At 67.4% G+C, this 13,476-nt stretch carries 13 protein-coding genes; 6 read left to right on the top strand and 7 right to left on the bottom strand.

Annotation, left to right across the window (positions count from 1 at the left end):
• Window positions 1-104 precede the first annotated feature (104 nt).
• Window positions 105-1,121 carry an ABC transporter substrate-binding protein gene (locus BBJ41_RS30730; protein ID WP_069749927.1) on the bottom strand — a complete coding sequence of 339 codons (1,017 nt, stop codon included), beginning with the start codon at window positions 1,119-1,121 and terminating at the stop codon, window positions 105-107.
• 237 nt (window positions 1,122-1,358) lie between these two features.
• Here BBJ41_RS30730 and BBJ41_RS30725 point away from each other — a divergent pair, with 237 nt between their 5' ends.
• Window positions 1,359-2,024: a response regulator transcription factor gene (locus tag BBJ41_RS30725; protein ID WP_069749926.1), complete on the top strand. Its 666-nt coding sequence runs from the start codon at window positions 1,359-1,361 to the stop codon at window positions 2,022-2,024.
• The gene (locus tag BBJ41_RS30720; protein WP_069749925.1) at window positions 2,011-3,432 is read left to right on the top strand and encodes a sensor histidine kinase; all 1,422 of its coding nucleotides are present in this window, start codon (window positions 2,011-2,013) and stop codon (window positions 3,430-3,432) included. Before BBJ41_RS30725 ends, BBJ41_RS30720 begins: the two co-directional genes overlap by 14 nt.
• 8 nt (window positions 3,433-3,440) lie before the next feature.
• Here the strand turns inward: BBJ41_RS30720 and BBJ41_RS30715 are convergent, their stop codons facing one another.
• Together BBJ41_RS30715 and BBJ41_RS30710 are read right to left on the bottom strand one after the other, a co-directional pair.
• The gene (locus BBJ41_RS30715; RefSeq protein ID WP_069749924.1) at window positions 3,441-3,887 is read right to left on the bottom strand and encodes a hypothetical protein; all 447 of its coding nucleotides are present in this window, start codon (window positions 3,885-3,887) and stop codon (window positions 3,441-3,443) included.
• Between the two features lie 44 nt (window positions 3,888-3,931).
• The gene (locus BBJ41_RS30710; RefSeq protein WP_069749923.1) at window positions 3,932-4,195 is read right to left on the bottom strand and encodes a hypothetical protein; all 264 of its coding nucleotides are present in this window, start codon (window positions 4,193-4,195) and stop codon (window positions 3,932-3,934) included.
• A 144-nt stretch (window positions 4,196-4,339) separates the two neighbouring features.
• On the opposite strand from BBJ41_RS30710, the gene BBJ41_RS30705 reads away from it, so the two are divergent.
• Window positions 4,340-5,542 (top strand): DUF6402 family protein, encoded by a 1,203-nt coding sequence (locus BBJ41_RS30705; protein WP_175972517.1) that lies wholly within the window; start codon window positions 4,340-4,342, stop codon window positions 5,540-5,542.
• The gene (locus tag BBJ41_RS30700) at window positions 5,539-5,922 is read left to right on the top strand and encodes a hypothetical protein (protein ID WP_156814907.1); all 384 of its coding nucleotides are present in this window, start codon (window positions 5,539-5,541) and stop codon (window positions 5,920-5,922) included. Before BBJ41_RS30705 ends, BBJ41_RS30700 begins: the two co-directional genes overlap by 4 nt.
• An 82-nt stretch (window positions 5,923-6,004) precedes the next feature.
• Here the strand turns inward: BBJ41_RS30700 and BBJ41_RS30695 are convergent, their stop codons facing one another.
• The 4 genes from BBJ41_RS30695 to BBJ41_RS30680 are packed head-to-tail and all read right to left on the bottom strand — an operon-like array spanning window position 6,005 to window position 10,662.
• Window positions 6,005-6,769, bottom strand: a complete 765-nt coding sequence (locus BBJ41_RS30695; RefSeq protein ID WP_069749920.1) for an ABC transporter ATP-binding protein — start codon at window positions 6,767-6,769, stop codon at window positions 6,005-6,007.
• On the bottom strand, window positions 6,766-7,623 hold the full coding sequence (locus BBJ41_RS30690) for an ABC transporter ATP-binding protein (RefSeq protein ID WP_069749919.1): 858 nt from the start codon (window positions 7,621-7,623) through the stop codon (window positions 6,766-6,768). Before BBJ41_RS30690 ends, BBJ41_RS30695 begins: the two co-directional genes overlap by 4 nt.
• An 11-nt stretch (window positions 7,624-7,634) precedes the next feature.
• Window positions 7,635-9,446 carry an ABC transporter permease gene (locus tag BBJ41_RS30685; protein ID WP_069749918.1) on the bottom strand — a complete coding sequence of 604 codons (1,812 nt, stop codon included), beginning with the start codon at window positions 9,444-9,446 and terminating at the stop codon, window positions 7,635-7,637.
• A gap of 22 nt (window positions 9,447-9,468) precedes the next feature.
• Window positions 9,469-10,662, bottom strand: a complete 1,194-nt coding sequence (locus tag BBJ41_RS30680) for an ABC transporter substrate-binding protein (RefSeq protein ID WP_069749917.1) — start codon at window positions 10,660-10,662, stop codon at window positions 9,469-9,471.
• Between the two features lie 355 nt (window positions 10,663-11,017).
• Between BBJ41_RS30680 and BBJ41_RS30670 the strand changes: the two genes are divergently transcribed.
• Entirely contained in the window at window positions 11,018-12,028 is a 1,011-nt protein-coding gene (locus tag BBJ41_RS30670) for a LysR family transcriptional regulator (protein WP_069750451.1), read from the top strand.
• Window positions 12,025-13,449 carry an NAD(P)-binding domain-containing protein gene (locus tag BBJ41_RS30665; RefSeq protein WP_069749915.1) on the top strand — a complete coding sequence of 475 codons (1,425 nt, stop codon included), beginning with the start codon at window positions 12,025-12,027 and terminating at the stop codon, window positions 13,447-13,449. The genes BBJ41_RS30670 and BBJ41_RS30665 overlap by 4 nt, the downstream gene beginning before the upstream one ends.
• Window positions 13,450-13,476 lie beyond the last annotated feature (27 nt).

The raw sequence follows: 13,476 nt of genomic DNA, 5'->3' as shown, positions 1-13,476 counted from the left end.
TCGGTTACGTGTCGGTTGCTTGTCGGTTGAGTCGGCGCCGCGCGCAGCGAAGGCGCGGGCCCAAGCGGGTTTCGATGCATATCGTTTGCCGGCGGCAGCGGCGTTCAGCCCGACCGGTAGTCGTCGAGCATCGGCGCGAACATCTCGTGCCACGCGCGCGGTTTCGCCTTGATCGTGCCGGCCAGGTACAGGAATTCGACGTAGTCCATCAGTTGGTTCGGCCGCACCGAAAAGCGCGTGTCGGGCGCGGCGAGCATCTGCATCACGTCGTCGTGCGACACGCCGACGCCGGACGACGCCGCGTAAAGCGCGGCCGCCGCGCGCGGGTCCTGCGAGATCAGGCGGTTCGCTTCGTCGAGCGCGCCGAGAAACGCCGAGGCCAGCGCGGGCTCGGTATCGACGAGCCGCTTCGGCGCGAACACGACGTCGAGCGTCAGCGGGCCGAGCACGTCGACCGAACTCACGACGCGGTGGATGCCCGGCTGCCGCAACTCCAGCGTCGAGAACGGCGGCGACGTGAAATGCGCGGTGACGCCGTTCTCGCGGCGGATCAGCGCCTGCATCGCCTGCGGATGCGGCAGGTTCACGGTGATCGAATCGAGTTTCGCGAAATGCGCAGGGCCGAGTTGCCGGCTCGCGACCATCTGCAGCACGACCGCCGACAGCGACGTGCGGATGCCGGGCACCGCGATCCGGTCGGCGGGCGTGAAGTCGCGCAGCGACGCGAGGCCCGGACGGTTCGCGTTCAGCGACAGCGACGTGGTCGACAGCCCGCTGATGCCGATCACCTCGACGTTCGGGATGCCGCGCGCCCGCGCCCACAGCTCGATGAAGCCCGGCGCACCGGCGCCGGCGAAATCGAGCGTGCCGGCCATCATCGCGTCGTTGACGGAATTGCCGCCGTCGAGCAGCACCCAGTCGACCGCAACGTCGCGCACGCCATGCCGCGCCGCGTGCTGCTCGAACAGGCGCTGCTTCTCCATCACGAGCAGCGGCAGGTACAGCACGCCATAACCTTTGGAAATCCGCACGGAGCGCGGCTTGGCGCGCACGAACGCCGGCGCGGCGAGCGCGCCGAGGCCGGCGGCGATCAGTGCGCGGCGGCGCAGCGACGTCGTCATGCGCGCGCCGCCGCGAGACGGACGGCCAACGGCCGCGCGAAGGCCGGCGTCGTGCCGCACCGCGCGTTCGTCGTGCCCGTGACATGCTGCATGTTGCCGTCTCCTTGAATATTTCTGGTATTAATGCCGTCCTTGCGTGCTGCTTCCGGCTCGACACAGGTTATCGACCGAGTCTGAGAAAATGCTGACATCCCGGCCCCGGGAAAACCCCTAATCCACTCACCTGCAAACGGCACCATGCGCATTCTCGTCGTGGAGGACGATGCCGAAATCGGCGCGGCGATCCGCAATCGCCTCGCGCGGCTCGGCCACGCCGTCGATCTCGAAACCGACGGCGCGACCGCGAACGGGCTGCTGCGCGTCGAGCGCTTCGACCTCGTCGTGCTCGACGCGAACCTGCCCGGCATGGACGGCTTCGCGGTGCTGCGTAACCTGCGCGCGTCGGGCAGCAAGACGCCCGTACTGCTCGTGACCGCACGCTCGGCGATCGACGACCGCGTGAGCGGCCTCGGCCTCGGCGCCGACGACTATCTCGTGAAGCCGTTCGACTACCGCGAGCTCGACGCGCGCGTGCAGGCGCTCCTGCGCCGCAACAGCGGCCACGCGAACGACGTGCTGACGCTCGGCGGCCTCGTGATCGACCGCAGCAGCCGCCTCGCGGAACTCGACGGCCAGCCGCTGTCGCTGTCTCGCCAGGAATTCGCGCTGCTCGAGATTCTTGCGAGCCGGCCGCAACGGATCTTCTCGAAGGAAGAACTGCTGAACCAGCTGTTCAGCTTCGGCAACGAGCCGACCACGAATGCGGTCGAGCAATACGTGACGCGCGTGCGCAAGAAGCTGCAGGGCAGCTCGGTCGAGATCCGCACCGCGCGCGGGATGGGGTATCAGATTGCGTCGCATTGACTGGTTCCCGAAGACGCTGTTCGGGCGCACGCTGCTTTTCATCGCGCTCGTCGTCGCGACCGGCGCGCTCGCGCTTGCGGCAATCGCGCGCTACTACGCGGGCGTCGCGGCCGAACGCGCATACGACCAGTTGCTTGCCGGCGCATCCATCCAGGTCGCGGAGAACCTCTACGTACAGGGCGGCGTGCTCGCGCTGAATCCGCCGGTGGCCGCATTGTCGACGCTGTCGCGCTACGACCTCGTCTACTACAAGGTCGTCGATTCGCGCGGCATCGTCGTGGCCGGTTACAACGATCTCGCGAGCCCCGCGACGCTTGCCGCCGCCAAACAGGGCCCTGCGTTCGCGAACGCCGTCTACCAGGGGCACCGCATCCGCACCGCGACCATCGCGCGCTACATGCCCGAGGAACGCACGCCGGGCTGGGCGCTCGTGACCGTTGCGCAAACCACCAATGCGCGCCAGCAGCTCACGAACGACATGAGCATCAAGGTGTGGACGCTGATCCTGCTGATGAGCGTGCTCGCGATCGGTGCGAGCGGCCTCGCGATCCGGCGCGGCTTGCGCCCGCTCGCGCAGATCGGCACGCTCATCGCCGCGCGCGACCCGGCCGACCTGCGGCCCGTGGCCGTCGATACGCCGAGCGAGATCGACGCCATCATCGGTTCGATCAACGGATTGATCCGTCGCCTGGCCGAGCGGATCAACGCGATGCAGCGCTTCATCGCCGACGCCGCGCACCAGATGCGCACGCCGCTCGCGCGGCTCGACGCGCAGATCGAGCTGCTCGACGGCGAAGCCGATCCTGCGCGTCACGCGGCGCGCCTCGACGCGCTGCGTGCAACCTCCGCGGACGTCGGCCGCCTCACTGGCCAGTTGCTCAATCACGCGATGGTGATCCATCGCACCGAGGCCGTGCCATTACAGCCCGTCGAACTCGTCGCGCTCGCCAAGGACGTGCTCGGCCGCACGATTCCGCTCGCGGACGAGCGCGACGTCGCCGTCGCGTTCGCGAGCGACGCGCCGCTGGCATGGATCGACGGCGATGCGATCAGCCTGCAGGAAGCGCTGTCGAACGTGCTGCACAACGCGCTGCTGCACGGTCATGCGGACGACATCGTCGTCTCGGTCGACACCACGGGCCATGCCGACGAGGCGGTCACGCTGACCGTCACCGACAACGGGCGAGGCATTCCGCGCGAGCACTGGGACGCGGCATTGCAGCCGTTCGTGCGGATCGCGCCGGACGGCAGCGAGCGGCGCACAGGGTCGGGCCTCGGGCTGGCGATCGTGCAGGAAGTGATGAAGGCGCACGGTGGGCGCGTCGGGTTCACGTTTCCCGATGCGGGCGGATTTGCGGTGGTGCTGACGTTTCCGCGCGCGGCGGGAACGGGGGCGAAGCGCGCCTGAAGCGGCGCTCAATCGTCGCTGTCATCACGGTCGGCGTTGCGCGCTGCATGTCGCGCCACGAGCCGGTCCAGCTCGTCATACTGACGATCGCAGAACAACCGGCACAACGTATCGACGTCGGCGCGCTTTTCGACGTCGATCGTCTCGACGTACTGCTCCGGCTTCGGCTTCCCCATGCCGAAGAGTCCCTTCTTCATGCGCATCGAGACCGCATTCAACTGGAACCCGTTCGCGCTCGCATCCTTCAGCGCGGTGACCCACAATTCCCGCTGATCGTCCGCATGCTGCAGCACGAGCGCCGGAAACGGGCCGTCTTGTATCTGGTCCCACTCGGCCTGCTGCACGGCCCACGGGAACGCATCGAATGCATGAATGAACGACGCGTAGTCCGTCGCGCCCTGTGAATCCAGTTGCGTGTAGTCGTAGCCGACTTTCTGAATGGAATAGGTCAACATGGCGCGGCGCTCCCGTTGTCGTTCGATATCAGGAAATCGCCAATCTACTCCGAATTTCGGGGTACAACACGCTTTTCGCTGCGGTTCGCGAGCGGGGGTTCGCCGTCGTATCGCACGATGCCTTCCAGGTAGCGCCGTGCCCGCGCAACGAGTTCGCGCTTCAGTTTCGGGGCCGCCAGCAGCCCGCGCCGCGCGGCATTGTGAACGACACCTTCGAGCGCGGACGACAGCACCTGCGCCATCATCACGTCGCGCTTGACGGGGCCGCGCGCATAATACGCGGCAACGATCAGCGCATATCGAATCACCTCTCCATTCCATTACAGGAACAGGAATTCGCATTTCCTCAATCGGGCAACTGTTACAAGAACGTGACGGTTTTTGTGTCGCTCGCACGTTTGTGCTCGAATCGCCGGACACTTTGCTCGCGATGCACGAGGGAACGCCAACAAATGGAAGCCGACAATCAGAAGCTGCCGTATCACAAACCAAACAAACTGCTCTGGAGATGGACGCACTGTGAAGGAGACGAGGGATGCAGAATAATCCGCGGATTATGCCTTTCGATGGCCCGGCTGCCGCCCGTTCCCGATTCGAAGGTATCGGCAGATAAGCCGATCAAGTCGCGCAAAACAGTACGCCCCGATCCCGCCACGAAGATGCTCGACGATATCGAGCGTATGGTGAACGCCCACGCCAGGTTCAGGAAATGGCTGAATACTCCCTCCCCGCCGAAACCACCTGCACCTGCACCTGAACCGAAAAAGAAAGAACCGCAGGTCGAGCCGTTCGACATTCAGGAAATACCCGGCGCAATGCGCAAGCTCATGATGCCCATATCAGCAACACTTATGGAAAAGTGGTTCGCGGGGCGTTTGAACTATTCCCCGACCGTCGACGACGAGCGAAACGGCATCAATCAGGATGGTGTTCCGTATCCCCCTGACATGATCGACACGACGACGGTAAAGCTCGAATGGGTGTTGAAATATGCCCGAGCGAAGGAACAGTTCGACAACCTGACATCGTCGGCGATCAATAGCAATGCCGCGTTGCGTGTAATCCGCGCCCGGTTGCTGCCCTACAAACACCGCTATCCCGTCATCTCGATCACCGATATGTGCAGTGGCGATATTCAGTTGATTCATCACCACTTTCATTTTCAGTATGCCAAGGTAGAAGGGACCTTCGAGCAGAAGGCACTGCAGTACCTGAAGCGTCTCACCGAGGCTAACGGCATTCCGGACGATCTGACCGGCGCACTCGGATCATTCAACCTATACGCCGCCGTCGAGCGCGCCGAGATCAGCTTCGACGGAACGACAGCCGCGATTACGCATATATCCGTCTACGTGAAGGATAACTACACCTTCGGAACCGAACCGGGCGAACCGTCTCAATACCTCGGCCACTGGAACGCGCGAAGCGTAAATCTCGTTCCTGCTACGCTCGCGATGCATGCGTTCGGTCGATCATGGATCGATTATCCAGTCGGTGTGGGCGATCTTCGCAAAAAGGAAAATTTTCTCTACCCGGTCCGGAATCAGGACTTCAGAGCGTGGCAGACAAAGCACCGCCGCGGAGGCGATTTCGTCATCTATTCCGATCGACGGATTATTCGTCTTCGGTATCCCGTCTACGTGAACCTGTCATGACGCGATCCTCGAAATATCTCGTAGGCGTCGCCATTGCCGTCGCACTGATTGGAACACTGCTTCCCTACGCATGGCGCGTAGATATCCGATCGAAGACGAACCACATGCGCCAGTGCCATACGGAGCAATCCCGGCAGGGCCATCAGCACTACACGGCAACGTACTGTTACGGGCCGGGTGAGCATGTCGTGTTGCGCTTATATCGCAGTAGCAACATGGACTTGATCGCCGAGCGCATGTTTCGCTATCCACGAGGAGAGCCTGTCAGACTGACGTGGGACCAGGACGCGGTCGTGTACGACACCGCCGCATCGGATGGCGAAGGCATCATCGAACTTCCTCCATCGTTCGGCGACCGCTTGCTGGCGAAACTTCCGTAACGATCTCATCCGATCGGTCGATCGGCACGGCGACGCAACGGTAAAAGAGCGGAATCGTCGCCTATGAATCGCATGTCGCCCGCTACGCCGCCACCGCTTCCCCACCCAGATACGCATCGCGCACGCGCTCATCGTCGAGCAGCGCCTTCGCGGGCCCTTCGAGCACCACACGCCCGGTCTGCAGCACGTACCCGTAGTGCGCGATCTCCAGCGCGAGGCTCGCATTCTGCTCGACCATGAACACCGTCACGCCCTGCCGGTTGATCGCATCGATCAGCTCGAGCACCTTGTCGACGTAAAGCGGCGACAGCCCCATCGTCGGCTCGTCCATGCAGATCAGCTTCGGCCGCGCCATCAGCGCGCGCGCCATCGCGAGCATCTGCTGCTCGCCGCCCGACAGCGTGCCCGCGCGTTGCGCCAGTCGCTCTCGCACGCGTGGGAACAGGTCCAGCACGCGCTCGTAATCCTCCGCCACCGCCGTACGGTCGCCACGCGTGTACGCACCCATCAGCAGGTTCTCGCGCACGCTCATGTCGCCGAACAGCCGCCGCGCCTCGGGCACGGCCGCAATCCCGCGCCGCACGCGCTGCGGCGTCGCGAGCGCGGTCACGTCGTCGCCGTCGAAACGTACGACGCCGCGGCGTGGCCGCATCAACCCGAGGATCAGCTTCATCGTCGTCGACTTGCCGCTCGCGTTGCCGCCGAGCAGGCTCACGATCTGCCCGCGCCCGACTTCGAAGTTCACGTCGAAATGCACCTGCACCGGCCCGTAGAACGTGTCGAGGTGTTCGAGTTTCAGCAGCGCATCGGTCATGGTCGTTCGGGTTCCGGAAGAAAGGGGCGTCATGCGGCCGCCTGCGCCGTGCGATCGGCGGCCGCGTCGCCCGCATGCCGGCGGCCGAGATAGGCTTCGATCACGCGCGGATCGTGCCGCACGTCGCGCGGCGCGCCTTCGGCGATCTTCACGCCGTTGTCGAGCACCATCACGCGGTCTGACACGCGCATCACGAGTTCGAGCTTGTGCTCGATCAGCAGGATCGTCAGGCCGCGTGCCTTCAGCGACTGGATCAGTTGCAGCATCTCGGCCGTCTCCGTCTCGTTCATCCCGGCCGTCGGTTCGTCGAGCAGCAACAGGCGCGGATGCAGCGCGAGCGCGCGGCCGATCTCCACGCGCCGCCGGTTCGCATACGACAGGCTGTGCGCCGGATGATCGATGCGCGGCGTGAGCCGTTCGCCGAATCCGGCGACGATCGCGCGTGCTTCGTCGCGCAGCGCCGCCTCCTCGCGCCGCACCGACGCGGGCCGCACGAGCGCGCGCAGCACCTCGGCCGCCGCGCCGAGCGCGGGCCACCCGGGCCGCGCCGCGCGCAGCCGCGCATGCGCGCCGATCAGCACGTTGTCGAGCACACTCAGGTTGCCGAACACACGGCCGTGCTGGAACGTGCGCGCGATGCCGAGCGCCGCGAGCCGTTCAGGCGCCGTGCCCGTGATGTCGCGGCCGTCGAACGTCACGCGGCCGGCGTCGGGCCGGTCGGCGCCCGCGATCAGGTTGAACAGCGTCGACTTGCCCGCGCCGTTCGGCCCGATCACGCTCAGCAGCTCGCCGTCGGCAAGCGTCAGGCTCGCACCGTCGAGCGCGGTCACGCCGTCGAAACGGCGCGTCAAACCCTGCACGTCGAGCAAAGGTCGATTGGTGGTCATCGCATTTCCCCTCACACCGTGCCGAGCAGGCCCTGCGGCCGGAACCGGACGAGCAGCAGCAGCACGACGCCGTAGATCAGCATCCGGTAGTCGGCCGCCCAGCGGAACAGCTCGGGCAACCCGATCAGCGCGACCGCGCCGACGATGCCGCCGAGCACGTTGCCGAGCCCGCCGAGGATCACCATCGTCAGCGCGAGGATCGACACCTGCGAATCGAACGTCTGGTGGTTGATGTAGCTGTACAGGTGCGCGGCAATGCCGCCGCTCACGCCGGCCGCGACGCCGCCGACCGCGAACGCGATCGCCTTGTAGCGGTTCGGTGCGATGCCGTGCGCGCGCGCGGCGACGTCGTCCTCGCGCACCGCGCGCAGCGTGCGGCCGAGATGCGAACGCAGCAGCCGCACCTGCACGAGCGCGAGCACGACGAGCACCGCGAGCGTGAACCAGTACGCGGCGCGCGCGGTGCTCGCCCACGGCAGCGGCGCGATGCCGGTGATGCCGAGCGGGCCGCGCGTGAGGCCGTCCCAGTTCAGGATCACGAGGCTCACCACTTCGCCGATGCCGAGCGTCGCGATCGACACGTAATGCCCGCGCAGCCGGAACGCCGGATAGACGAGCAGCGTGCCGAGCACGGCCGTGATGACGCCCGCGCACGGAATCGTCACGGCCGGCGACCAGCCGAGATCCGACGACAGCAGCGCCGACGCATACGCGCCGATCACGAGCAGCGCCGCGTGGCCGAGCGAGATCTGCCCGACCGTGCCCGCAACGAGCGTGAGGCTCAGCGCGAGCAAGCCGTACAGCCACGCGTTGGTCAGCGTCTGCAGCACGTATGGCGATACGCCGAGCCACGGCAGCACGGTCGCCAGCGCGATCAGCGCGACGAGCACCGGGCGCGGCACGCACACGGCCTTCGCAGCCGCGAGGAAGGTGCCCGTCATCGGCTCGGGCGGCAGCGCGCGCTTCGCGCTGAACAAGCCGTTCGGCCGCCACACGAGGAACACGATCAGTAGCCCGAACGCAAACAGGTCGCGATAGCTCGTGCCGAACAGCGCGACACCGTAGCTCTCGACGAGACCGAGCAGCAGGCTGCCCGCGATCGCGCCCGGCACGTTGCCGAGCCCGCCAATCAGCAGCGCGACGACGCCCTTCAGCGTGGCCTGGAAACCCATCGCCGGATCGATGCTGTTGTAGTACATGCCGACCAGCAGCCCGCTCACGCCGCCGAGCGCGCACGCAATCGCGAACACGGTCTGGTTGACGCGGTCCACGTCGACGCCCATCTGCAGCGCCGCGTCGCGATCCTGCGCGGTCGCGCGCACGGCCCAGCCGAGCCGCGTGAAGCGCAGGAAGCCGTACAGCAGCGCAGCTGCCGCGATGCCGATGCCCGCGATCAGCAGGTCGAGCGAGCCGAGCGTCGCACCGGCGATCCGCAGGTGCCAGTCGGGCAGCGGCGTCGGCACGGCGCGCGGGTCGGCGCCGAAGGCGAGCTGCGCGAGCTGGTCGAGGATAAAGCTGATGCCGATCGTCGCGAGCAGCGGCGCGATGCGCGCCGCGTGGCGTAGCGGCCGCAGCCCGATCCGCTCGATCGCGACGCCGAGCGCGCCGCACCCGACGACGACCGCCGCGAGCGCGACCGGCAGCGGCAGCCCGAAGCGCGTCAGGCACAGCCAGCCGATGAACGCGCCGACCATGTAGACCGAGCCGTGCGCGAAGTTGATCAGGTGCGACACGCCGAAGATCAGCGCGAGCCCGACCGCGAGCAGCGCGTAGATGTTGCCGACGATGAGGCCGTTGAGCGTGTAGTCGAGCCAGGAAGCCATCACGATGCGTCCGCGTCCCGAATCAGCGCGCGGCGAGCTGCGGCTTCGCGCCATCCCACAGCGCCCACTGCCCCTGCTTCACCACCAGATACACGGTGCGCGCGCCCGCGACGCGGCGCGTCTGCGGATCGAAGCGCACCTTGCCGAAGATCACGCTCGGCACGTCGCTCACTTTCGCGAAGCCGTCGTGCGCGGCCTGACGCGTCATGCCGTAGCGGCGCAGCACCTCCGCCGACAGGATCAGCGCATCGTAGGCGCGCGCCACGAACGAATCGGGATCGGTATGGAATTTCGCGCGGTAGCGCTGCACGAACGCCTGCACCTCGGGGCGCGGTTCGGCCGGGAAGAAGTTCGATTCCGTATAGACGCCGTCGACGGCCGCGCCGCCCAGTTCGAGGAACTTCGGCGAATACACGGAGCCGACCGCCGCGATCGGCAGCGTGACGCCCGACGTGCGCGCCTGCCGCACGATCTGCGCGCCGTCCGCGTAGTACGAGATCAGCACGATCGAATCGGGTTTCGACGCGCCGATCCGCACGAGCGTCGAGCGAAAATCCTTCTCGGTCGGCTGGTAGCCTTCGGCCGCGACGACCTGCGCGCCGAGCCCGGTCACCGCCTTCGCGAAGATGTCCTTGCTGGTGCGGCCCCAGTCGGTGTTCAGGTACAGCACCGCGATCCGCTTGAAGCCGAGTTCCTTCACCGCGTAGCGCGCGAGCAGCGGCTGTTCCTCGGCCTGGCTCAGCGCGGTGCTCCACAGATAATCGCCGCCCTTCGTGAAATCCGGGTGCGAGTTCGTGAAGCCGAATTGAATCAGTTGCCCGCGCTGGTAGATCGGCGACGCGGCCATCGACGTCGCGCTCGAGAAATCGCCGAGTTCGATCACGATGCGCGGATCGGCGACGAACTTCTGCGCGATCGCCACCGCCTGGCGCGGGTCGCTGCGGCTGTCCTGGAAGTCGACCGCGAGCGGCCGGCCGTGAATGCCGCCGCTGCCGTTGATCTCGTCGAGCGCGAGGTCGAAACCGCGCTTCCATTGCTCGCCGTATTGCGCGTCCTGGCCCGTGAGCGGCCCGCTCACGCCGATCACGACCGGCTCGCCCGATACGCCCGCGGCAAACGCGCCGCCCGCCGACAAACCCCATGCGGCAGCGAGCGCCGCCACCGTGCCCAGCACGCGCCGCCATGCGCCGCGTGCGTCGTTCCCCGAAACGTTCATGCCGCCCCCACCTTCAGTCAGTCGAAAAGAGTGAGGGCATGTAACCATCCGGTTCAGAGCGTTCAAACGAAGTTTTGCGCATATCGATATCGCGCGCGGCGTGAAGCGGACAACGCGTGTCGGTGGCCATGCACGCGCCGCGCGTCATGCGACGCCTCGGCCTCCGTCGCATCGCCTTGATTCGACTCACGTTTCTCGCGCGGCGGCACACGCCACCGATGCGCATGCGCGCACAACCGGCCGTCACGGCGATCGCACCCTTCGCAGTTTTCACGCTGTCGATAGCAAAAATCATTATATGAATCACGCATGCTCGCACTCCTACAATGCGAAAATCGCATCATCGGAACGCGTCATGGAGCTGCATCAACTCGAAGCCTTTTCCGCGGTCATGTCGGCCGGCAGCGTGACCGGCGCAGGCGAACTGCTCGGCCGCTCGCAACCGGCCGTCACGCGGCAGATCCAGGAGCTCGAAGCCGATCTCGGCTACGCGCTGTTCGACCGGCACGGCCCGCGCGTCACACCAACACGGCGCGCCTTCCTGCTCTACGAGGAAGTCGAGCGCTCGCTGGTCGGCCTGCGCGCGATCGAGGCACGGGCACGCGCGCTCGGCGACGAAACGGCCGAACCCGTGCGCATCGCGGCGACGCCTTCGCTCGCGGCCACGCTCGTGCCAGCCGCGCTCGCCGCGCTGCCCGACGGCGCCCACGCGCCGCACTATCAGTTGCGCAGCGAGTCGGCCGAACACGTCGTGCACGAGGTGCTCGCCGGCACGGCCGACATCGGCGTCGTCACGCTGCCGATGGCGCACGCGGGCCTCGACGTGCACTGGATCGCGCAAACGCCGTGCGTCGCCGTGCTGCCCGCCGGCGATCCGCTCGCGGCGAAGCCGCGCATCGCGCTGCGCGATCTCGCGCGCCGCCGCATCGTGACGGTCGCGAACCGGCACCGGCTGCGCCAGCGCATCGACGCGGCGTTCGCGGCCGCGCGCGTCGATGCACGCGTGTTCATCGAAACCAATGCGTCGCTGAACGCGGTGATGGCCGCGCGTGCGGGGATCGGCATCGGCATCGTCGACCCGGCCATCGGCGTCGCGCTGCCGGTGGACGGCGTCGTCGCGCGCCCGCTCGACGTCGACATCCCGTTCGCATTCGGCGTCGCGACGCCCGCCGGCAAGCCGCGTACCGCCGCCGTCGATGCGCTGCTCGACGCACTGCACCGCACGACGCGCGCGCTGCTCGACGACGTGATCTTTCACGACGCCGCCGCGCACGACGCGCTGCTGCGCGGCGACCGGCTGCGCAGCAGCGCGCCTCGCCCGCCGCGCGCCGCACGTGCGCGTCGCACCCGCCCGGAGGCCGCATGACGACCCCGCTCGACGCACTCGAGGCGCGGCTCGCGCAGGACCTGCGCTGGCTCGACCTGCCCGCACCGTCGTGGGTGCCGCCGCGCGAAGCCGACGGCGCGCGCGTGCTCGACGTCGCGATCGTCGGCGGCGGCATGGCCGGGCTCGCGGCCTCCGCCGAACTGCGCCTGCTCGGCATCGACAACCAGTGCGTGATCGATCGCGCACCGGCCGGCTACGAAGGCCCGTGGGTCACGTTCGCGCGAATGGACACGCTGCGCTCGCCGAAGCAGCTCGCCGGCCCCGCGCTCGGCTTGCCGGCGCTGACGTTCCGCGCGTGGTTCGAAGCGCAATACGGCCGCGACTCTTGGGACGCGCTCTACAAGATTCCGCGCACGCAATGGATGGACTACCTGCGCTGGTATCGGCGCGCGCTCGACCTGAACGTGCGCAACGACACGACACTGCTCGCGCTGCGCCCGCGCGACGACGGCCTGCTCGCGCTCGACGTGCACGGCAGCGGCGAAGCGCAGACGCTGCTCGCGCGGCACGTCGTGCTCGCGACGGGCCGCGACGGGCTCGGCGGCCCCTATGTGCCGCCCGTTGCGCAACGCGCGCCGCGCACGCGCTGGGCGCATTCGTCGGAGCCGATCGATTTCGCGGCGCTGGCCGGCAAGCGTATCGGCGTGGTTGGCGCGGGCGCGTCCGCCTTCGACAATGCGGGCACCGCGCTCGAAGCCGGCGCGGCGCGCGTCGACCTGTTCTTCCGCCGCGCGGACATTCCGCGCATCAACAAGCTGACCGGTATCGGCAGCCCCGGCCTCGTGCACGGCTATGCCGATCTCGACGACGCGACGAAGTGGCGCTTCATGCACTACGCACTGACGTCGCAAACGCCGCCGCCGCGCGACAGCGTGCTGCGCGTGTCGCGGCACGAGCATGCGCATTTTCATGCGGGCAGCCCGATCGAGACGCTGGCCGGCCACGCGGACGGCCTCGACGTGACGACGCCGCGCGGGCGCTACACGGTCGACTTCCTGATCTTCGCGACGGGCTTTCATTCGGACTGGACGACCCGCGCGGAATTCGCGTCGTTCGGGCAGCACGTGCGGCGCTGGAAGGATCGCTACCGGCCCGAGCCGGACGTATGGCTCGACGAACTCGCCGATTCGCCCGATCTCGGCTCCGCGTTCGCGTTCCAGGAGCGCGAGCCCGGCGCATGCCCGGCCGTCACGCACATCCACTGCTTCAACCATGCGGCGAGCCTGAGCCACGGCAAGCTGTCCGGCGACATCCCGGCAATCAGCGCGGGCGCGAAGCGGCTCGCGCGCGGCATCGCGAGCCGGCTGTTCGATGCCGACCGCGACCGCCACTACGACGCGCTGGTCGCCTACGCGAATGCGGAGCTGCAAGGCGACGAATGGCGCGACGCCGACGCGTAAGCGCGCGTCCATCGATCACATGAACGA

This window comes from Burkholderia stabilis, from assembly GCF_001742165.1.
In the GTDB taxonomy this organism is placed as follows: domain Bacteria; phylum Pseudomonadota; class Gammaproteobacteria; order Burkholderiales; family Burkholderiaceae; genus Burkholderia; species Burkholderia stabilis.
Note: the sequence above shows the minus strand (reverse complement) of the source record. Positions and strands in the feature narration are given on the sequence as shown.